This window comes from Rathayibacter sp. VKM Ac-2856, from assembly GCF_013205055.1.
GTDB lineage: Bacteria > Actinomycetota > Actinomycetes > Actinomycetales > Microbacteriaceae > Rathayibacter.
Genome location: NZ_JABMLF010000001.1, coordinates 536,116 through 554,853 on the forward strand (window position 1 = coordinate 536,116; position 18,738 = coordinate 554,853).

Consider the following 18,738-nt stretch of genomic DNA (forward strand, 5'->3'; position numbering starts at 1 on the left):
GACGCGGGGCCTGCAGACCTGAGCACGGGCGACGGTGGGTCTCGATACGCCCCTGCGGGGCTACTCGACCGGCATAGGAGGGGCGGCGGGACTGAATCCGCCCCTTCGGGGCTACGCGACCGACACGGCGCGGGAGATCGAACTCTCACGAGGCCGACACGTGTTGCACAGTCCGCGGAGCACGGGCTAGCGTCGACGGAGAGATCGTTCTCCCGCCCGCCGGCGGGCACACCACGCGACTCCCCGACGAAGAGGACTCCCCCGTGAGAAGAAGAATTCTGACCGCCGCCGCCGCGGCCGCCACCGTCGCCCTCGCCCTGACCGGCTGCTCCTCCGGCGGAGGCGGCGGCGCGTCCGACGATCCGAACGCCGAGGTCCAGTTCTGGTCCTTCACCGGCATCCAGGCGAAGGACAACGTCAGCGAGTACCTGGCGAAGCAGCCGGACGCGAGCGTCAAGCTGACCGAGGTCGGCTCGTCGCAGGAGACCGCGACCGCCCTCACCGCCGCCCTCGCCGGTGGGAAGGTGCCCGACCTCGTGATGATCCAGGGCGACGACCTCCCCCGCTTCGTCGAGAACAGCGCCAACTTCGTCGACCTGCGCACGCTCGGCGGCGGCGACCTCGACGCCTCCTATCTGGAGTGGGCCGCCGACGCCGGAACCGCGGCGGACGGCTCGGTCGTCGGCATCCCGACCGACGTCGGCGGACTGAGCTTCGCCTACCGCGCCGACCTGTTCGAGCAGGCCGGGCTGCCGACCGACCCCGACGAGGTCGCCGCGCTCTGGAGCGACTGGGACGGCTTCGTCGAGACCGGCGAGAAGTACACCACCGCGACCGGGAAGCCGTTCGTCGACAACGTCGAGACGAGCGTCTTCTACGCGACCGTCAACCAGGTGACCGAGAAGTACTACTCCCCCGACGGCGAGCTGGTCTACGACAGCAACCCGCAGATCGAGGAGGCCTTCGACACGGCCGTGCGCGCGCACGACGCGGGCATCAGCGCCGGCATCGCCGCGTTCTCGTCGGGCTGGGGACCCGGGCGGGCGAACGGCGCCTTCGCGGTGACCATCGCCCCCTCCTGGATCCTGCAGGGCATCAAGACCGACGCCCCCGACACCGCCGGGAACTGGCGGGTCACCACGGTCCCCGGCGTCGGCGGCAACTGGGGCGGCAGCGTCATCGCGATCCCCGCCCGCGCCGAGCACCCGGAGGCGGCCTGGCAGTACATCGAGACGATGATGTCGGCCGAGGGCCAGGAGGACCACTTCGCCACGTCCGGCACCTTCCCCGCGGCGACCGCCGCCCTCGAGAGCGAGAGCGTCCGCGCCTACACGGACCCGTTCTTCGGCGACTCGCGGATCGGCGACGTCATCGCGAGCTCGGTCGAGGAGTTCCCCTCGTTCGTGAACGGACCCGACACCGGCGTGATCGGCGCGGCGCTCTCCGGCGCCCTGGTCGAGCTGGAGTCCAGCAACGTGAGCTCGGCGGAGGCCTTCTCCTCCGGCCTCGACAGCGCACGCCAGGCCGTCGGCGGCTGACGACACCCTGCCTCGACGATGACGCCCCCGGTCCTGCGGCCGGGGGCGTCGTCGTTGGCGCGGGGAGGCGCGGCTCGGGGCCGGTCAGTCCGAGGCGGGGCGCACGCGAGCCGTGCGCCAGGTGTCGATGAGCACGACCGAGCCGAGCATGACGAGCGCGAGCGCCACCGACGCGAGGGTGTCGGTCAGCCAGTGGTAGCCGAGGTAGAGCCGGGCGACCACCTGGCCCGCGATCATCCCGAGCGAGAGGGCGAAGCCGCCGATCGCCCAGATCGGCGAGGAGCGGCGGGACGCGAGCAGGAACGTCGTGATCAGGAAGAAGTCGGAGACTCCCGTGACGTGCCCGGAGGGGAAGGAGAACGTCCCGTCGGCGCCGAGGAGCATGTACTCGACCGGCGGCCTCATCCGCTGCACCAGATGCGCGGCGAGCTGGACGCTGAGCATGCCGGTCACCATGCCGCCCGCCAGCAGGAGCGGGCGCCAGAGGTGCCGCGCGAGCGCGATCCACAGCACGAGCACGCCGAGGATGATGATCGGCAGGAAGACCGGCCCGAACACCGTGGCCAGGGTGTCCATCACGACGGTCCCCTCGGCGAAGCGCTTCGCGCGGAACCACTCGGAGACCGCGGGGTCGAGCGCGGCCAGGCCCGAGTCCGTCGCGACCTGGACGATCAGGGCGGCGAAGAGCACGAGCCCGACGGCGACCGACCCTCCGCCCGCGCGCATCAGACGGCGGCGGGCGGGCGCCGTCATCTCCCGCTGCTCGACGAGGAAGCGCTGATGGAATCGGGCGCTCGGGGAGAGGGCGGCGGTGCTCATCCGCTCACCCTAGGGGTCGGCGGCCGATCCGCCCCGACGGCCTGGCCGGTGGCAACCCCCTGCCCGGCCGGGTCGCGGGCACGGGATCGTCGAGGGATGACCGCATCGCGCACTCCCGCCTCCCGAGCAGTCGACCCGCCCGAGCGTGCCCGGGGGTCGCGCACCGGGCAGAACCTCTGGTCGGGCGGGCTCTTCGGACTCGGCCTCGCGGCGTTCATCGACGAGACCGTCTTCCACCAGCTGCTGCACTGGCACCACTTCTACGACCTCGGCACGACCGAGCTCGGGCTCGTCTCGGACGGGATCTTCCACGCCGTCGGCTGGTTCGCCGCGATCGGCGCGCTCTTCCTCTTCGCCGATCTCCGCCGCCGCGGGGCCCTGGAGCCGATGCGCTGGATCGGGGCGGTGCTCGTCGGCGCCGGCGCGTTCCAGCTCTACGACGGCACCATCCAGCACAAGCTGCTGGGGCTCCACCAGATCCGCGCGGTCGACGACCTGCTGCCCTACGACCTGGCCTGGAACATCGTCGCCGTCGTGCTGATCCTCGCCGGGGCGGTTCTGCTCGTGCGGGCGAGGAGGGTCGCGGTCCGCAGCGGCGCCGGGTCGTGACCGTTCCCGCGGTCGACTCCCCCGCCCACGCGCACGGCGCGGGCGTCGGGCTCGAGCCGATCCTGCTCCTGCTCGCGGCGGCGGCCGTCCTCGCCTACGTCGGCGCCGTCGAGGTGTCCCGTCGCCGCGGGCGCTCCTGGCCTCTGCACCGGGTCGTGCTGTGGACGGGCGGCGTCGCCTGCGCCGCGGTCGCCGCGGTCGATCCGCTCGCCGACGCCGCCCGGACGAGCTTCACCGCGCACATGGGGGCGCATCTGCTCGCCGGGATGCTCGCGCCGATCCTCCTCGTCCTCGCGGCTCCCGTCACCCTCGCGCTGCGGACGCTGAGCACGATCCCCGCGCGGCGCCTCTCTCGCCTGCTCCGCAGCGCGCCTGCCCGCGTGCTCGCCCACCCGATCACCGCGACCGTCCTGAGCGCGGGCGGACTCTGGCTGATCCACCGCACGCCGGTGCTCGAGGCGATGCACGGGGCGCCGCTGCTGCACGCCCTGCTCATCGCGCACTTCCTCCTGGCCGGCTGCCTCGTCACCGCCGCGATCATCGGCATCGATCCCCGCCCGCACCCGCCGGCCCGGGTGACGCAGGCCGTCGCGCTCGTCGTCGCGATGGCGTCGCACGCGATCCTCGCCAAGCAGCTCTACGCGACGCCGCCCGCCGTCTTCGCGCCCGCCGACGTGCGCGCGGGCGCCGAGCTGATGTACACCGCGGGCGCGTGGCTGGAGGCTGTCGTCGTGATCGTCTTCTGCGCGCAGTGGTACCGGGCGGCTGGGCGCCGCCTCGTCGTCGGCGAAGGCCGCGTCGAGCGCTGTGCCGAAGGTCGTGCCGGCCGGCAGATCGCCCGTCGTCCCGCGTGATTGTCAAGAGCGGATAACCGCGCCGCCGATCCGGGACGATCGGGGAATGGCGATCAGCGGCGCACCTCTCGACGGTCGGCACGTGCGGTTCATCCGGTACACCCGCACCCGCGACGGCTGGACGAGCGAGACCGTGCACGGTCGTCTCGAGAGCCAGACTCCGGCGATCTGGCGGCTGCGCGTGGTGGACGAGCTCCGCGAGCTGCCGCGCGACGAGTGGGCGCTCTACCGCCCGTGAGGACGCGCTCCTCGGAGTGAGAGCCCGTCCCCGCGCCGCTGTCAAGATCCTCGCGGGCGACTCCGCGGCAGGGCTAGCGTCCTGATCGCCGGAGTCACACCCGGCGAGGAGGTCGTCCGTTGTCCCGCATCCGCACTCGCACGCACACCCGTCCGGCGTCGCGTCGGAGCGCTGCCCTGCTGCTCGCCGCCCTCGTGCTGCCCGTCTGCGGCTGCGCCGGTCTCACCCCCGACACGACGGCGGCCGGCAGCACCGCGGCGGCCTTCGCGGACGCTCTGGCGGCGGGCGACGGCGCCGCGGCCTGCGCCGCCCTCACCCCGCGCGCGGCCGAGGCGGTCGTCGACGTGGCGGCTGGAGCCGCGACCTGCGCCGACGCGATCCTCGCCCTCGGCCTCGATCCCGCCTCGAGCGCCGACCCCCGCGCCGAGGCCTACGGGCAGGCCGCCGTCGTCGCGCTCGAGGGCGACACCGTCTTCCTCGCGGCGAGCGGTGACGGCTGGCGGATCCGCGCGGCGGGCTGCACCGCCACCGGCGAGGACTCCCCCTACGACTGCGTGATCGACGGTTCGTGATGCGCGCTGTGTTCGCCGGCTGCCTGATCCTCCTCACGGTCGGGCTCGTCTTCTTCCTCGCGGTGGGGCTGCTGCACCGATGAGCACCGCGACCCGGCCGCGCGGCGCCGAGCGCGAGCGCTCCGCCGATCGCCGCTTCCTGCGGGACAACGGGCTGACGCTCGTCTTCGGCGCCCTCTTCCTGCTGTCCGTCGCCGGCCAGTCGATCGCGGGGTTCCTCGTGTACCTCGACGACCTCCGCGTGGCGGGCCTGGAGCCGGTGACCTACCTGCGGTACCTCACCTCGTCGAGCTTCTCCGCCGACGTCGCCGAGAACTGGCAGTCGGAGTACCTGCAGTTCTTCCTCTACATCGCCGCGACGGTCTGGTTCGTGCAGCGCGGCTCCTCCGAGTCGAAGACCCCGGACGACGCGGGCCGGGCCACGGAGGAGGAGCAGCGGATGGGACGGTGGGCCGAGGAGTCCTCGCCCCGCCCCGCGAAGCTCCCGCGCGGCCTGCGGCGGTGGCTGTACTCGCACTCGCTCCTGCTCGTGATGGGCACGGTCTTCGTCGGATCCTGGCTCGCCCAGTCGGTCGCGGGGCACGTGGCCTACGACGAGCAGCAGCTGACGGACCTGTCGGCGCCGCTGTCGTGGGGCGAGTACCTCGCGTGCTCCGACTTCTGGAACCGCACGCTGCAGAACTGGCAGTCCGAGTTCCTCGCGGTGGGCAGCATGGCCGCTCTCTCGGTCCGTCTCCGCGAGCGCGGCTCACCGGAGTCGAAGGCGGTCGGCGCTCCGGACGACGAGACGGGCGGTGACGACTGAGCGCGACCGGCAGGTGTGCGCTGAACGGACAGCACGGCGAGCCGGAGTGATCGGACGAGAAGTTACGTTCTCAGTCGGAACAGCATCTTCCGATCATGCCCAGGACCCCGGCGACAGGACGACCACCATGCGCTTCCTCCCTCATCGGAGCGCCCCGTTGCTGCGGAGCGGGCCGGAGCCGACGCGGTGCTCGCAGTGCGTCTGCCGACCGCCGCGCCGATCGCCGGGAGCTGCAGCGGTCCGCGCGTCCTGCGCGCGGGTGCGCTCGGTTCCGATCCTCGTCGGCACGGCGCCTTCCGCGATGTCACCGTTTCAGTGACACTGGACTCGATGTCTCCGCAGATCAGCAGCCCGCCGGCCGGCCGCGACGGTCACCGTGCCTGACGATCCTCGCGACGGGGTGTTCGTCTCCTGGGTGGCGTCCCTGCCGGACGTGACGGACGCCGAGGCGAGCATCCTCCAGGCCGTCGGCTTCCTCAGCGCGACTCTGCGGATCTCCGCCGACCTGGCGTTCCTCGCCCTGCGCGACGACGCGGACGCGGCCGGACTGGAGCTCTCCGCCGCGGCGCGCGAGGTCCTCGAGCACCGCCGCACCATCGCGGCGCCCCGCTCCGAGCACCCCTGCCACAGCTGACATTCCGCGGCTGCGCCAGCGGCTGACGCACCGCGATCTCGAGCAGGATCGGCTCCACGGCTGGCTCCACCTCGACAGCGTGGGTCTCGATACGGCCCTCCGGGCCTACTCGACCAACATGGGCAGGAGCGTCACGTCTCACGGAGACGGGAGGTCGTTTCCTCGGGATCCGACCTTCCCGCCACCCACCGCCCGCGGGAGGCACGATCACCGGAGGTGGAGTCCCCCGAACCAGCCGACCGCCTTCAAGGCGTTCGGCGGAGAACGCGTGCCAGCGTTCTTCGCGAGCCGTCCGCAGGACGCTCCACGAAACGCCCCCACCGACCCAGCCAACTGCGCTGGGACGAGCGCTCGCGCTCGTCCCAGTAATTCAGATCAGTACAGCAGCCCAGTGAGCCGCGCCCGCGCCTTGTTCACGCGCGGGTCGGTCGTGCCGACGATCTCGAACAGCTCGAGCAGGCGGGCGCGGACGCTGGCCTTCCCGTCGGCGTCGAGGCGCGGGAACATCGAGAGCAGGCGGTCGAACGCGTCCTCGACGTGTCCGCCGGAGACGTCGAGGTCGGCGACGGCGAGCTGCGCGTCGAGGTTCGCGGGCTCGGCGGCCGCGGTCGAGCGGATGTCGTCGAGGGTGCGCCCCTGGAGGCGCTCGAGGAGCTTGACCTGGGCGAGTCCGGCGACGGCGAGGTCGTCGCGCGGGTTCTGCGCGATCGCGGTCTCGTACTCGCTGATCGCGGCGGAGTAGTCGCCGCGGTCGATCGCGTCGTACGCCTCCTGGTGGTGCGGCGGAAGCGGCGCGGCCTCGGGCTCGGCGCCCGGCTCCGCGGCCGCACCCGGGTCGACCGGGACGGTGCCGGTGACGCCCTGCTGGGCGGCGAGCTGGAGGACCTGCTCGAGCAGGTCGCGCAGCTGCTCCTCGGTGATGAGGCCGTTGAACATGGGCACCGGTCGGCCGGCGATGACGGCGGCGATCGTCGGCACGGACTGCACCTGGAACGCCTGCGCGAGCTGCGGACTCGACTCGACGTCGACCCCGACCAGCACGAGCGCGCCGGCGTACGAGATCACGACCTTCTCGAGCAGGGCGGTCATGCTCAGGCTCTGGTCGGACCAGGAGCCGCGGAGGTCCACGATCACGGGGACCCGCGAGGACAGCTGGACGACCTGGTCGAACTCGGCGTCACCGGCCGACAGCAGCAGCGGGTTCGCGACGGGCGAGCCCTGCGGGGCGTCGCCGCCGGCGGGCGCGGCGGGTGCGGCCGGCGGGGTGCGCCGGTTCACCAGGGTGGACAGGTCGACGGCGCCGCGGAGGTTTCCGGGCAGCGGGGGCAGGGGGGTGCTCACGGCAGCTGCACCACCGAGACGAGTCCTTGGCTCCATCCGAGCATGACGATCTTCTCCTCCGATCCGACGGGCGGTACGTAGAACAGCAACTGATAACCGTAGGTGGTCGCGATCCCCGTGGTCGACTTGTCGATGCCGAGCAGGGTCTGCGAGGCGCCGGACGTCGACACGGTCGACCCCTCGGCGGTGGGGCGGACGGTCGCGGTCTCGGCGATGCTCGCGGCGACGAGCGCACCGGAGTCGTTCGTCGCGAGGGCGATGGTGGGCGAGGTGCCGGCCGCGTTCGTGAACTCGATCGACGCCGTGTCCGGCAGCGCCTCCCGGTCGGCGTTCTTCTTGTCGACGCCGACCTGGCCGCGGAGCGTGTCGCCGTCGGCCGAGAAGGTGCCGGCGTACTGGCTGGAGTCGCCGTTCGCGAGGATGTCCGCGTAGGCGGTCCCGACGATCTCGGGCGCGAGCGTCATCAGCTTGGAGTCGGGCGCGACGATCGAGGTGCCGACCGTGACCGGGGCGACGTCGGGGATCCGCGCGTTGGCCTCGAGCGAGATCGCGTAGTCGACCTTGTAGTCGACGCGGGGGCTGGCCTGGCTGAGCATCAGGGCGATGGGCGCCTGGGTCGCGTCGGCGGTGTTCTGCACGACCGCCGTGACGAGGCGGGGCCAGCTGTCGGTGTCCTGCGGCAGCACGAGGCTGACCGGCGAGGCGGGGATCGCCTGCGGCGGGTCGATGGTGCCGCCCTTCGAGAGGACCTCGTAGTTCGTCTTCCGCTCCGTCAGGGACTCACCCTGGAAGCGCTCGGCGAGGATGTTCGCGTCGCGGGCGGCGTCCGCCGCGGCGGCGACCTCGGAGACCGAGGCGACGATCGCCTCCGCCTGCTGAGTGGTCACGACCGGGGTCGGCTCGGCCGCGACGGGGTCCGCTCCGGCGGTCGCGGTGGCCGACGCCGACGGGGTCCCCGTGGCTCCGGCGGCGAGGTCGGGCCAGTAGTCGGAGCTGCAGCCGGCGAGGAGCACGGTCGTGCCGAGGGCGAGCGGCAGCACGAGCAGGCGACGACGGCGCGTCGGCGCGGGCGCGGCGATCGACGACTGGATGCCGGCCCGGGCACGCGGCATGCGGACGCCGCGCGGCACCTTGCCCTGCGGTCCCTTGCGCCGGGGGCCGTGCTGACGGCGGAGGTGGAGGAACGCCCAGATGTAGAGGACGAGGCCGACGAGCAGCATCACCGCGCCGCCGAGCAGCAGCGGGCCGGCCAGCGGCGTGGCCGTGTCGACCGGCCAGCTGACGCGGATGTCGCTCGCGGCGGGGGCGGTGCCGTCGGTCGCGACGATCAGCGAGACGTCCTCGGGGAGGTCGAGCGCGACGGTGATGCTGCCGGAGCCCTCGAACTGCTCGAGCCAGAGGTCCGAGCCGCGCGGATCGACGACGGCGGCGTCCGCCTCGGCGACGTCGGAGGCGAGCGTGAGCGCGGTCCCGGTCTCCTGCTCGGCGGACAGGGCGTCGGCCCCGTCCTCGGTGCTCGTGTAGTCGATCCGGTCGTAGTCGGAGCCGCCGACCCAGCCCAGAACGTCGGAGGTCGGCGCGTACGCCATGACGAGGTCGCCCTCGCCCTCGACGGTGATCGTCTGCCGACCAGGGTTGGCCCCGAGGGTGCTGCCGTCGATGACGGCGTAGGGGGCGGCGGAGTCGAGCGCCGTCTCGGCGGTGAGCGACTCGGGTGGAGCCCACACGGTCCGCTGACCGATGCCGAGCGCGATGAGCGCCGCGGCGAAGACGGTGGCGATGATGGCGAAGACGAACCGCACGAAAGAACTCCTCCTGCGTTGCCGGATCGGGGGTGGCGGCCCGGGACGGCTCCGGTGACGGCCGGACCGGGGCGCGACGGCAACAGACAAAGACAGTCCAGGTTAGCGGATGGCTCGGATCGAACCCAGGGATCGGCCGAGAGCACCGTCGGGCGGCGCGGGAAGCGGGTGTCGCCCCGGGCCGGGAGGCACCCGCTGACTAAACTCCCTGGAGTGCCGCGACCCCACCGCGGCCGTGTTCCGGAGGAGACGACGTGGCAAGCGACGAGGCCGAATTCACCCAGGTGTTCCGTGGTTACGACCGGGACGAGGTCGACAAGGCCATCCAGGGTCTGCGCCGCGAGCTCATCCACGCCAACACCCAGGCGTCCGAGAGCGGTCGCGAGGCCAAGCGCCTCGCCTCCCGCATCGACGGCCTGGAGAAGGAGCTGCAGCAGGTCGGCGCGCCCACCTACGCGGGCCTCGGCGCCAAGCTCGAGCACACGCTCCGCGTGGCGGAGGAGCAGTCGGAGCGCATCATCGCGCAGGCGGAGAACGACGCCTCGGCCCTGCGCCGCTCGACCCGCGACGACCGCGACGGCCTGCTTCAGGACGCCCGCGACGAGGCCGAGCGGCTCGTGACGGAGGCGCGCCGCCGCGCGGACCGCACCCGAGAGGAGTCGGAGGCGCAGGCCGCGGCGACCCTCGGCAAGGCCGCCGACGACCGCGACGTGATGACCCAGGACGCCGTCCGCGAGGCGGCGGCGATCCGCGGCACCGTCGCGACCGAGGCCGCCGAGACCCGCGCGACCGCCAAGCGCGAGGCCGCCGCGATCCGCTCCGAGGCGGGCCGCGAGGCCGCCGAGATGCGCGCCGTCGCCGCCCGCGAGGTCGAGGTCGCCCGCGCCGAGGCCGCCCGCCTCGCGCAGAGCAACGAGCTGCTGCGCGCCGAGGTCGCCTCCGAGGTCGACCGCCTGCGCGCCGCCGTGACCGCCGAGGTCGCCGAGGCGCGCGCCGCGGTCGAGGCCGAGGTCCTGGCCGCCCGCGCCGACGTCGAGGCCGAGGTCCTCTCGGCCCGCGCCGATCTCGCCGCCGAGCTGGCGACGGGCCGCGCCGAGGGCGCCCGCGAGCTCGCCGATCTGCGCACCGAGCTCGCCCGCGACCGGGCCGAGGCCGTCGCGCTCCTGGACGCCGAGCTCGCCGCTCTGCGCTCCGCCGCGTCGGACGAGGCCGCCGCGCTCTCGCGCGAGGTCGAGCAGGCGCGGATCGACCTCGTCGTCGAGCTCGCCGCCCGCCGGGAGGAGGCGGACCGCGACTACCTGCTCCGCCACCAGGAGGCCGTGGCCCAGACCCAGCGCTACCTCGACGAGTCCAACCTGCAGCTCGCCGACGCGATCCGCCGCGCGAACGACAAGCGGCTCGAGGCCGACGCGCTCCGCAGCGACGCCCTCGACGACGTCACCCGGCTCCGCCGCGACGCCCAGGACGAGTCGGACGCTCTGCTCGACTCCGCCCGCGAGCGCGCCCGCGACATGATCGCGGACGCCGAGCGGCGCACCCGCGAGCTGCAGAACACCGCGGAGTCCCGCCTCGACGAGATCCGCACCGAGCGCGACGCGATCGCCGGCTACGTCACGGGCCTGCGCGGCCTGATCGGCCACATCGACGGCCTGTCGGACGACGACGGCGACTCGAAGGACAGCGGCTCGAAGGACGGCGCGGGTTCGAAGAACGGCGCCTCGAAGGACAGCGGCACCGCGAAGCGGAGCTGACCGGAGCGGGCGGGCTCAGCCGAGCTCGCCCGCCCACTCCGTCGGCAGCGGCGAGGACTCCGGCGCCACGACCCGCACGATCTCGTCGAGCACGCGGCGCGTCTGCGCCTCGCCGACCCAGAGGTGCTTGCCGCCGGCCACCGGCACGAGCTCGAGCTGGGGCACCGAGGCGAACCGCTCGGCGGCCGCGTCCGGTCGCAGGTAGTCGTCGAACTCCGGGATGAGCGCCACGAGCGGCCGCCCGTCCTCGCCCCAGGCCGCGACCTCCTCGGCGGTGGCCCGGTGCAGGGGCGGCGAGAGCAGGATCGCGCCGTCGACGGGGTGCTCCCTCCCCCACTTCAGCGCCAGCTCGGTCCCGAAGGACCAGCCGACCAGCCAGGGGTGCGGCAGCCCGCGCTCGGCCACCAGCGCCATCGCCGCGGCGACGTCGGCGCGCTCGGCCGCTCCGCCGTCGAAGGCGCCGTCGCTCGTCCCGCGCGGCGAGCTCGTGCCGCGGGTGTTGAAGCGGAGCACCGCGACACCGGCCAGCGCGGGCAGCCGCGCCGCGGCCTTCCGCAGGATGTGCGAGTCCATGAAGCCGCCGTGCGTCGGCAGCGGATGCAGGGTGACCAGGGTGGCGACCGGCTCGCGGTCGAGCGGCACGGCCAGCTCGCCGACGAGGGTCAGCCCGTCGGAGGTGCGCAGTTCGACGTCCTCGCGGCGGGCGGGGAGGACGACGCCTCCGCGGATCTCGTGCGTCATCGGGCTCCTTCGATCCGCCAGCAGTGGGTGTGCCAGTGGCGCCGGCCGGCGAGGTCCGCCGCGTCGCCGAGAGCGCCGTCACCGCGCCAGACGACGACGTGGGCGAGGCCGATGTCGATCGTCTGGCCGCAGCCCGGGCAGAGGTAGTTCTTGACGGCGCGGGCCGAGGAGACGGGCTGGACGTTCCACTCCCGGCCGCGACGCGTCTCGGTGCGGCGCCAGCCGGCGAGCATCTGCGAGAGGTCGCGCTGCTCGTCGTCGTCCTCGCGCCCGCGTCCGCGGGGTCGATTGCTGCGCGGCATTGCTCCAGTCTAGGAGCCGCCGTCCGCCGGTCGGCACGAGCGCCCCGGCCGCAGCGCGTCAGTGCTCCGAACCCCTCAGTGCGAGGAGTCGTCCATCTCGAGCCGCGTCTCCTCGGCGTCGAGCATCAGCTGCGCCCGCCGCAGGATCCGCGACGAGTAGACCCCGCGTCCGCGCGCCTCCAGCAGCGCCTCGCGCTCGGCGCCCAGCACCGCGCGGCGCAGGTGCAGATACTGGCCCTGCGGCCCGAGCGGAGCGTCGTCCTCCCGCTCGACCTGCTCCCACGCCACCTGCGAGCGGGTGAGGGTGTCGCGGCGGACCCGCTCCAGCACCCGCTCCTCCACGCTGCCCGCCGGCAGCTCGTCGACGGCCTCCGGCAGCGCCTGGATGCCCGTCGAGGCCACCTCGTCGAGCAGGGTGGCGAGCTCGCGGCGGTCCGCGTCGCCGTCGCTCCCCTGGATCCCCGTCACACGGATCAGGGCGGGCAGCGTCGCCCCCTGCAGCAGCAGCGTCACCACCGCGACCGTGAAGGCGATCAGGATGAGCTGCGACCGGTACGGCGTCTCCTCCGGCAGCGACTGCGCCGCGGCGAGCGTGACCACGCCGCGCATCCCCGACCAGGAGAGGATGACGCCGCCGCGCCAGCCGAACGCCTCGCTCGTGGTCGCCGCGAGGTCGGTCTCGCGCCGCTGGTACAGCCGCTCCGCCCGCTGCTGCCGCCGGACGAACCGCTCGTCGGTGCTGGCGCTGTTGCGCAGCCGCATCACGCCGACCGCGAGCCGCCGGTTGATCCGCTCGGCCCGCCGGCCGGAGCCGCGCAGCCAGAGCAGCAGCGGCCAGACGAAGAGGGTCCGCAGCAGGATGAGGATCACGACCGTCGCGAGGCCCAGGTAGACGGCCGTGTCGACGCCGACCCCGCCCGGCTCGACCTCGCCGATGATCGCCTTGATCTCGGCGCCCATCAGCAGGAAGACGCCGTTCTCGAGCAGGAACTGCGCGGTCCGCCAGTTGACCCGCTCGCTGATCCGAGACTGCGGGCTGAGGAACCGCGCGCTGTTGTGCCCGGTGTAGATACCGGTCACGACGACCGCGAGCACGCCCGAGGCGCCGAGCTCCTCCGCCGGGATGTAGGCGAGGAAGGGGACGGCGAACGACACCGCCGTGTCGAGGACGGGGTCGCGGAGCTTCGAGCGGACGAAGACGGTCAGCACCCCCATCACGAGTCCGAGCGCGATCGCCATCAGGACCGAGTAGACGAAGAGCACGCCGACCTCGCCGACGTCGATCGCGTCGCTCGAGACCGAGGCGCCCACCACCGCGGTCGCCGCCGTGGCCGCGCGCAGCAGGACGAGGGCGGACGCGTCGTTGACCAGGCTCTCGCCCTCGAGCACGGTCACGAGCCGCGGGGGCAGCCCCAGCTTCTTGCCGATCGAGGTGGCGGCGACCGCATCGGTCGGGCTGACGACCGCGCCCAGGGCGATCGCGGCCGGGAGGCTGAGGTTCGGCAGCAGCGCGTAGAGGAAGAAGCCGACGACGAGCGCCGTGACCACGACGAGCAGCACCGACAGCCCGAAGATCGAGCGGAGATTGCGCCGGAAGTCGGCAAGCGGCACCTGGATCGCGGCGGAGTAGAGCAGTGGCGGCAGCACACCGGCCAGGATCAGCTCCGGCTCGACCTCGATGTCCGGGACACCGGGCAGATAGGACGCGCCGATCCCGATGACGACGAGGAGCAGCGGCGCCGCGACGCCGAGTCTGCTCGAGAAGCGCGCGACCGTGACGACGGTGATGATCCCGACGACCCCGAGCAGCGCGTAATCCACGCGCTCAGGCTATCGGGCGACCGGACCGCTCCCGCCGCAGCGGATCGGGACCCGGATCAGTACCAGCCGACGCTCTCGGAGTGCGCCCACGCGCCGCACGGCGAGCCGTAGCGGCCCGAGATGTAGCCGAGGCCCCAGGTGATCTGGGTGCTGGCGTTGGTCTGCCAGTCGCCACCGACGGTCGCCATCTTGCTGCCGGGGAGCGCCTGCGGGATGCCGTAGGCACCGCTCGACTTGTTCTCGGCGTAGACGTTCCAGCCCGACTCGCGGTTCCACAGCAGCACGAGGCAGTCGTACTCGCTGTCGGCCCAGCCGCGCTGCACGATCTGGTCGTAGGCGATCGCCTTCGCCGACCCGGGGTCGGGCGCGGCGGAGCGGGCGACGGGAGCGGCGACCGCCTCCTCCTCCTCGTCGTCCTCGACCACGGCGGCCTTGCTCTTGGTTGGGGTCGGAGTCGGCGTCGGCGTGGGGGTCGGCGTGGGCTTCGCCTGCGCGTCGAAGGTGTCGCGCTGGACCGTGCGCTCGACGGCGGCCTCGGCGACCACGAGACGCTGGGCGGGGTCGCCGTTGAAGCGCTCGGGAGCCTGGTAGAACGGCGACGCGACCGCGCCGCTGGAGGGATCGACCGCGCTGACGGCGACGAAGCCGATCGAGGCGGCGAAGGCGAGGAAGGCCAGCGGGAGGCGGGTCCGGGTGCGGCGGGCCGCAGGGCGCTTCGAGGTCTCGACCGAGGATCGGGAGACGAGTGGCTGCGCGACGGACGTTCTCTGATGCATACCCACGATCACGAAAGTATAACGGAGACCCTCCGCCAGCGCCAGTGCGGGGGGAACCCCTCAGCGCACCGCCAGCATCACGTCGACCACGGCATCGAGCACGAGGTCGACCTGGGGCTCGGAGTAGCCGCCGCGCTGCGGCGCGAACGACACCGTGCGCACGTCGTCGACGGTGAGGACGGAGCCGTCGCGGAAGTAGCCCGACACCCGATCGGAGAAGGCGTCGACCTGGCGGATGTTGTAGCCGGTGGTCAGCACGCCGGCGCGGGTGAACCGCTCGCGGGCCGGACGGGCCAGGCGGTTAACGATCTCCTGCGCCGTGTCCCGGGCGGACTGCAGCCAGGCCTCCTCCCCCTGCGCGGCGATCGCGTATTGGCGCTCGCGCACCGCGAACGCGTCCTCGAGCCGCTCGAGCGCGGCGTCGACGTGGGGTGCGGAGTAGCCGCCCTTCTTCAGGGAGAAGGCGGTGTGCCGCAGATCCGCGGCACGCAGGTCCGCCGGGCCGCCCGAGAGCTGGGCGTAGGCCTCCCGTGCCGACGCGAGGAACGAGTCGACCTCGTCCGTGTCGTAGCCGGGCCGGGACTCGCGCGCGCGGGGGAAGGGAGCGTCCATCCCGACATCATGCCAACACGTCGGCCCGCTCCGGGAATCGACGCGTCGAGCACGTGGCCCCGAGCGGGGCGACGGCGCGGCGCGTCGCGTCGCGCCCGAGGGCTGTGCCGGAGCTCAGTGCGCGAAGACGAAGTAGAGCACGTAGGCCGCGGCGGCGGACGGCAGGATCGAGTCGAGCCGGTCGAGGAAGCCGCCGTGGCCCGGCAGCCACGAGCTCATGTCCTTGATGCCGATGTCGCGCTTGATCAGCGACTCGGCGAGGTCGCCGAGCGTTGCGGTGAGGAGGATGACCGCGCCGAACACGGCGCCGACCCACCAGGGCTGGCCGAGGAGCAGGAGCGCGAGCAGGACGCCGACGACGACGCCGGCCACCGCGGCTCCCGCGAACCCCTCCCAGGTCTTCTTCGGGCTGATCCGCGGCGCCATGGGGTGCTTGCCCCAGGTGAGACCGCTAGCGTAGGCGCCGGTGTCGACGACGATCACCAGGATCAGGAAGGACAGCGCCCAGAGCTGCCCGCCCTCCTCCGCGACGAGGCGGATGGCGAAGGCGCCGAGGAACGTGACGTAGATCTGCACGAACGCGCCGAGCCCGACGTCGAGCATCAGCTCGCGTCCGCTCGACCGCGTCCGCCGGAAGAGCTGCTCCGCCAGCCGCCAGAGGGCGACGAGCGCCGAGCCGGCGAGGACGGCGAACCACGCGCCCTGCATCCCGAGGTAGTAGGCCGCGGGGACGGCCACGACGGCGACGACGCCGGTGGGGATCCGCGGGATGTCGCGCCCGGCGTGCCGCAGCGCGTTCGACAGCTCGAGCGCCGCCAGCAGCACCAGCACGCCGGCGAGCACCATGAAGAGCTCTTTGACGACCAGCAGGCTGACCACCATCGCGCCGCCGCCGAGCAGGCCGATGGCGGTCGCGGAGACGAGGTTGCGCCCCGATCGGGCGGTAAGGCGCTCGTTCGTCGCCTCGAGCTGGGCCCGGGTCGCCTCGAGCTGGCGCTCGACGTCGGCCCGACCCTGCTGAGCCCGCGCGCGCAGGGCGTCGCGGGTGACCATGCGCGAACCCCGGGCGCCCGGAACGTGCGGCGCCGGAGCGTCGTCGCTGCTCTCGGGTTCCACGGGGTTCACGGGCACGGCACTACACCTCGAGCAGTTCGGATTCCTTGCGCTTGAGCGCCTCGTCGATGGCGTCCACGTGCTGCTTGGTGACGGCCTCGAGCTCCTTCTCCCCGCGGGAGAGCTCGTCGTCGCCGATGTCGCCCTTCAGCGCGTCGAGGTCGCTCTTGGCGCTGCGACGGATGTTGCGGACGGCGATCTTCGCGTCCTCCGCCTTCGTGCGGACGATCTTGACGAACTCCTTGCGGCGCTCGGCGGTGAGCTCCGGCAGGTTGATGCGGATGACCGAGCCGTCGTTGGTCGGGTTCGCGCCGAGGTTCGGCATGTCCCGGATGGCCTGCTCGATGTCCCGCAGGGCGCCCTTGTCGTAGGGGGTGACGAGGAGCGTGCGCGCCTCGATGTTCTGCAGCGACGCGAGCTGCGACAGCGGGGTGGGCGTGCCGTAGTAGCTCACGAGCACCTTCTGGAACAGGCCGGGGTTGGCCCGGCCGGTGCGCACCGTGGAGAAGTCCTCCTTGGCCACGCCGACGGCCTTGTCCATCTTGACGGTCGCGTCGGCCAGTACATCCGAGATCACAGGGAGCTCCTTAAGAGAGGGAAGTGGTCAGTCTAGTTCGAGACGGGAGTGCCCTAGTTGGAGACCAGGGTGCCCAGCCGGGCGCCCCGGATGGCCGCCGCGACGTTGCCGGCCGGCTCCATCCCGAAGACCTGCATCGGCATCCCGTTGTCCATGCAGAGGCTGAAGGCGGTCGAGTCGACGACCTTGAGGCCGCGCTGCAGCGCCTCCTGGTAGGTCAGGGTGTCGAGCTTCTTCGCGTCAGGGTTCGTCCGCGGGTCGTCGTCGTAGACCCCGTCGACGCCGTTCTTCGCGACGAGCACGACGTCCGCGTGCGTCTCGAGCGCGCGCTGCGCGGCGACGGTGTCGGTGGAGAAGTAGGGCAGGCCCGCGCCGGCGCCGAAGATGACGACGCGGCCCTTCTCCATGTGCCGGATCGCCCGGCGGGGGATGTAGGGCTCGGCGACCTGCGTCATCGCGATCGCGGACTGCACGCGCGTCTCCGCGCCGGCCTGCTCGAGGAAGTCCTGCAGGGCGAGGGCGTTCATCACCGTGCCGAGCATGCCCATGTAGTCCGCGCGGCCGCGGTCCATGCCGCGCTGCGAGAGCTCGGCTCCGCGGAAGAAGTTGCCGCCGCCGACGACGACCGAGATCTCGACCTCCGTCGCGGCATCGGCGATCTCACGCGCCAGAGCGCTGATCACGTCCGGGTTCACCCCGAGAGTGCCGGCTCCGAACGCCTCCCCCGACAGCTTCAGCAGCACCCTGCGGCGCTTGCCCGTCGTCTTCGCATCCGTCTCCGTCATCGACGTTTCCTCCCGTAGACCCGTACAAACCTATCCCGCGCGGAGCACGCCCCGCGACCACGCCCGGGCGCCTCCCCCGGGCAGAGCGAAGGGAGTCCGGGTCGACTGAACGACCCGGACTCCCCTCGCTGTGCGTGCTACGCGCCGACCTTGAAGCGGGCGAAGCCCGACACGGTCAGACCGGCGTCCGCGAGGACCTTGCTCACGGACAGCTTGTTGTCCTTGGCGTAGTCCTGGTCGAGCAGCGCGACCTGCTTGAAGTACGCGTTGACGCGACCCTCGATGATCTTCGGCAGGGCGGCCTCGGGCTTGCCCTCGCCGCGCGAGATCTCCTCGACGATGCGGCGCTCGTTGTCGACCTCCGACTGCGGCACGTCCTCGCGCGACAGGTAGGAGGGGTTGGCGAACGAGATGTGCTGCGCGATCGAGCGGGCGGTGTCCGCGTCGTCTCCCGCGTAGCCCAGGACCACGCCGACCTGCGGGGGCAGGTCCTTGTTGGTCTTGTGCAGGTAGACGGCGAAGTGCTCGCCGGAGACGGCGGCGACGCGGCGCAGCTCGACCTTCTCGCCGAGGATCGCGGCCTCGTCGTTGATGAGGTCGGCGACGGTCTTGTCGCCCGCGGGGGCTGCGAGAGCCTCCTCGACCGTGGTCGCGCCGGCGGCGACGACCGCGTCGAGCACGCCCTCGGACAGGGCGATGAACTTGGTGCCCTTGGCGACGAAGTCGGTCTCGCAGGCGAGCTCGATCAGGGTGGCGACGCCGTCCTTCTCAGCGGCGGCGACGAGGCCCTCGCTGGTGGAGCGGTCAGCGCGCTTCGCGTTGCCCTTGGCGCCCTTGAGGCGGAGGATCTCGACCGCCTTGTCCAGGTCGCCGTCGGCCTCGACGAGCGCGTTCTTGGTGTCGACCATTCCGGTCCCGAGCTGCTCGCGCAGGGTCTTGACGTCAGCGAGGCTGAAATTTGCCATGGTTCTGCGAACTCCTCTGTTGTGTCCGGTCGACGCGGTGCTTCGAGCACCCGCGCCCGGCCGGACGTCGTGGTCTGCCGGTC

At 72.7% G+C, this 18,738-nt stretch carries 20 protein-coding genes; 8 read left to right on the plus strand and 12 right to left on the minus strand.

The window, feature by feature from the left end; all coding sequences use genetic code 11:
* Positions 1 to 263 precede the first annotated feature (263 nt).
* Positions 264 to 1,538 carry an extracellular solute-binding protein gene (locus HQQ82_RS02460; protein WP_173231494.1) on the plus strand — a complete coding sequence of 425 codons (1,275 nt, stop codon included), beginning with the start codon at positions 264 to 266 and terminating at the stop codon, positions 1,536 to 1,538.
* A gap of 84 nt (positions 1,539 to 1,622) precedes the next feature.
* Here the strand turns inward: HQQ82_RS02460 and HQQ82_RS02465 are convergent, their stop codons facing one another.
* On the minus strand, positions 1,623 to 2,357 hold the full coding sequence (locus HQQ82_RS02465) for a phosphatase PAP2 family protein (protein WP_173231495.1): 735 nt from the start codon (positions 2,355 to 2,357) through the stop codon (positions 1,623 to 1,625).
* 96 nt (positions 2,358 to 2,453) lie between these two features.
* Between HQQ82_RS02465 and HQQ82_RS02470 the strand changes: the two genes are divergently transcribed.
* From HQQ82_RS02470 to HQQ82_RS02495, 6 genes are all read left to right on the plus strand, one after another.
* Positions 2,454 to 2,966 carry a DUF2243 domain-containing protein gene (locus HQQ82_RS02470; protein ID WP_173231496.1) on the plus strand — a complete coding sequence of 171 codons (513 nt, stop codon included), beginning with the start codon at positions 2,454 to 2,456 and terminating at the stop codon, positions 2,964 to 2,966.
* The gene (locus HQQ82_RS02475; protein WP_173231497.1) at positions 2,963 to 3,820 is read left to right on the plus strand and encodes a cytochrome c oxidase assembly protein; all 858 of its coding nucleotides are present in this window, start codon (positions 2,963 to 2,965) and stop codon (positions 3,818 to 3,820) included. The genes HQQ82_RS02470 and HQQ82_RS02475 overlap by 4 nt, the downstream gene beginning before the upstream one ends.
* Before the next feature lie 46 nt (positions 3,821 to 3,866).
* Positions 3,867 to 4,058 (plus strand): hypothetical protein, encoded by a 192-nt coding sequence (locus tag HQQ82_RS02480; RefSeq protein WP_173231498.1) that lies wholly within the window; start codon positions 3,867 to 3,869, stop codon positions 4,056 to 4,058.
* 119 nt (positions 4,059 to 4,177) lie between these two features.
* Positions 4,178 to 4,630: a hypothetical protein gene (locus HQQ82_RS02485; RefSeq protein WP_173231499.1), complete on the plus strand. Its 453-nt coding sequence runs from the start codon at positions 4,178 to 4,180 to the stop codon at positions 4,628 to 4,630.
* A gap of 79 nt (positions 4,631 to 4,709) precedes the next feature.
* On the plus strand, positions 4,710 to 5,435 hold the full coding sequence (locus HQQ82_RS02490) for a DUF6766 family protein (protein WP_173231500.1): 726 nt from the start codon (positions 4,710 to 4,712) through the stop codon (positions 5,433 to 5,435).
* Between the two features lie 376 nt (positions 5,436 to 5,811).
* On the plus strand, positions 5,812 to 6,069 hold the full coding sequence (locus HQQ82_RS02495; RefSeq protein WP_173231501.1) for a hypothetical protein: 258 nt from the start codon (positions 5,812 to 5,814) through the stop codon (positions 6,067 to 6,069).
* A 375-nt stretch (positions 6,070 to 6,444) separates the two neighbouring features.
* Here HQQ82_RS02495 and HQQ82_RS02500 read toward each other — a convergent pair whose 3' ends face one another.
* Together HQQ82_RS02500 and HQQ82_RS02505 are read right to left on the minus strand one after the other, a co-directional pair.
* Positions 6,445 to 7,410: a tetratricopeptide repeat protein gene (locus tag HQQ82_RS02500; protein WP_367947780.1), complete on the minus strand. Its 966-nt coding sequence runs from the start codon at positions 7,408 to 7,410 to the stop codon at positions 6,445 to 6,447.
* A complete protein-coding gene (locus HQQ82_RS02505) occupies positions 7,407 to 9,212 on the minus strand; it encodes a hypothetical protein (RefSeq protein ID WP_173231503.1) in 1,806 nt (601 codons plus the stop codon). The genes HQQ82_RS02500 and HQQ82_RS02505 overlap by 4 nt, the downstream gene beginning before the upstream one ends.
* A gap of 254 nt (positions 9,213 to 9,466) precedes the next feature.
* On the opposite strand from HQQ82_RS02505, the gene HQQ82_RS02510 reads away from it, so the two are divergent.
* Entirely contained in the window at positions 9,467 to 10,963 is a 1,497-nt protein-coding gene (locus HQQ82_RS02510; RefSeq protein ID WP_173231504.1) for a DivIVA domain-containing protein, read from the plus strand.
* Between the two features lie 15 nt (positions 10,964 to 10,978).
* On the opposite strand, the gene HQQ82_RS02515 is transcribed toward HQQ82_RS02510, so the two are convergent.
* From HQQ82_RS02515 to tsf, 9 genes are all read right to left on the minus strand, one after another.
* Positions 10,979 to 11,704, minus strand: coding sequence for an alpha/beta hydrolase (locus HQQ82_RS02515; RefSeq protein ID WP_173231505.1), 726 nt, complete (start codon positions 11,702 to 11,704; stop codon positions 10,979 to 10,981).
* Positions 11,701 to 12,006, minus strand: a complete 306-nt coding sequence (locus HQQ82_RS02520; RefSeq protein WP_173231506.1) for a hypothetical protein — start codon at positions 12,004 to 12,006, stop codon at positions 11,701 to 11,703. The genes HQQ82_RS02515 and HQQ82_RS02520 overlap by 4 nt, the downstream gene beginning before the upstream one ends.
* Positions 12,007 to 12,081: 75 nt before the next feature.
* Positions 12,082 to 13,827, minus strand: a complete 1,746-nt coding sequence (locus tag HQQ82_RS02525) for a sodium:proton antiporter (protein ID WP_173231507.1) — start codon at positions 13,825 to 13,827, stop codon at positions 12,082 to 12,084.
* Positions 13,828 to 13,883: 56 nt separating this feature from the next.
* Positions 13,884 to 14,603 carry a lytic transglycosylase domain-containing protein gene (locus HQQ82_RS02530; RefSeq protein WP_173231508.1) on the minus strand — a complete coding sequence of 240 codons (720 nt, stop codon included), beginning with the start codon at positions 14,601 to 14,603 and terminating at the stop codon, positions 13,884 to 13,886.
* Between the two features lie 60 nt (positions 14,604 to 14,663).
* Positions 14,664 to 15,215, minus strand: a complete 552-nt coding sequence (locus tag HQQ82_RS02535) for a DivIVA domain-containing protein (RefSeq protein ID WP_173231509.1) — start codon at positions 15,213 to 15,215, stop codon at positions 14,664 to 14,666.
* 114 nt (positions 15,216 to 15,329) lie between these two features.
* Positions 15,330 to 16,268, minus strand: a complete 939-nt coding sequence (locus HQQ82_RS02540) for a phosphatidate cytidylyltransferase (RefSeq protein ID WP_173231510.1) — start codon at positions 16,266 to 16,268, stop codon at positions 15,330 to 15,332.
* A gap of 82 nt (positions 16,269 to 16,350) precedes the next feature.
* Complete coding sequence (gene frr / locus HQQ82_RS02545) at positions 16,351 to 16,905, minus strand: ribosome recycling factor (RefSeq protein WP_123732204.1); 555 nt, start codon at positions 16,903 to 16,905, stop codon at positions 16,351 to 16,353.
* Positions 16,906 to 16,958: 53 nt separating this feature from the next.
* Positions 16,959 to 17,690 carry a UMP kinase gene (gene pyrH, locus HQQ82_RS02550; protein WP_173231511.1) on the minus strand — a complete coding sequence of 244 codons (732 nt, stop codon included), beginning with the start codon at positions 17,688 to 17,690 and terminating at the stop codon, positions 16,959 to 16,961.
* Between the two features lie 137 nt (positions 17,691 to 17,827).
* Complete coding sequence (gene tsf, locus HQQ82_RS02555; RefSeq protein ID WP_173231512.1) at positions 17,828 to 18,655, minus strand: translation elongation factor Ts; 828 nt, start codon at positions 18,653 to 18,655, stop codon at positions 17,828 to 17,830.
* Positions 18,656 to 18,738: the final 83 nt, after the last annotated feature.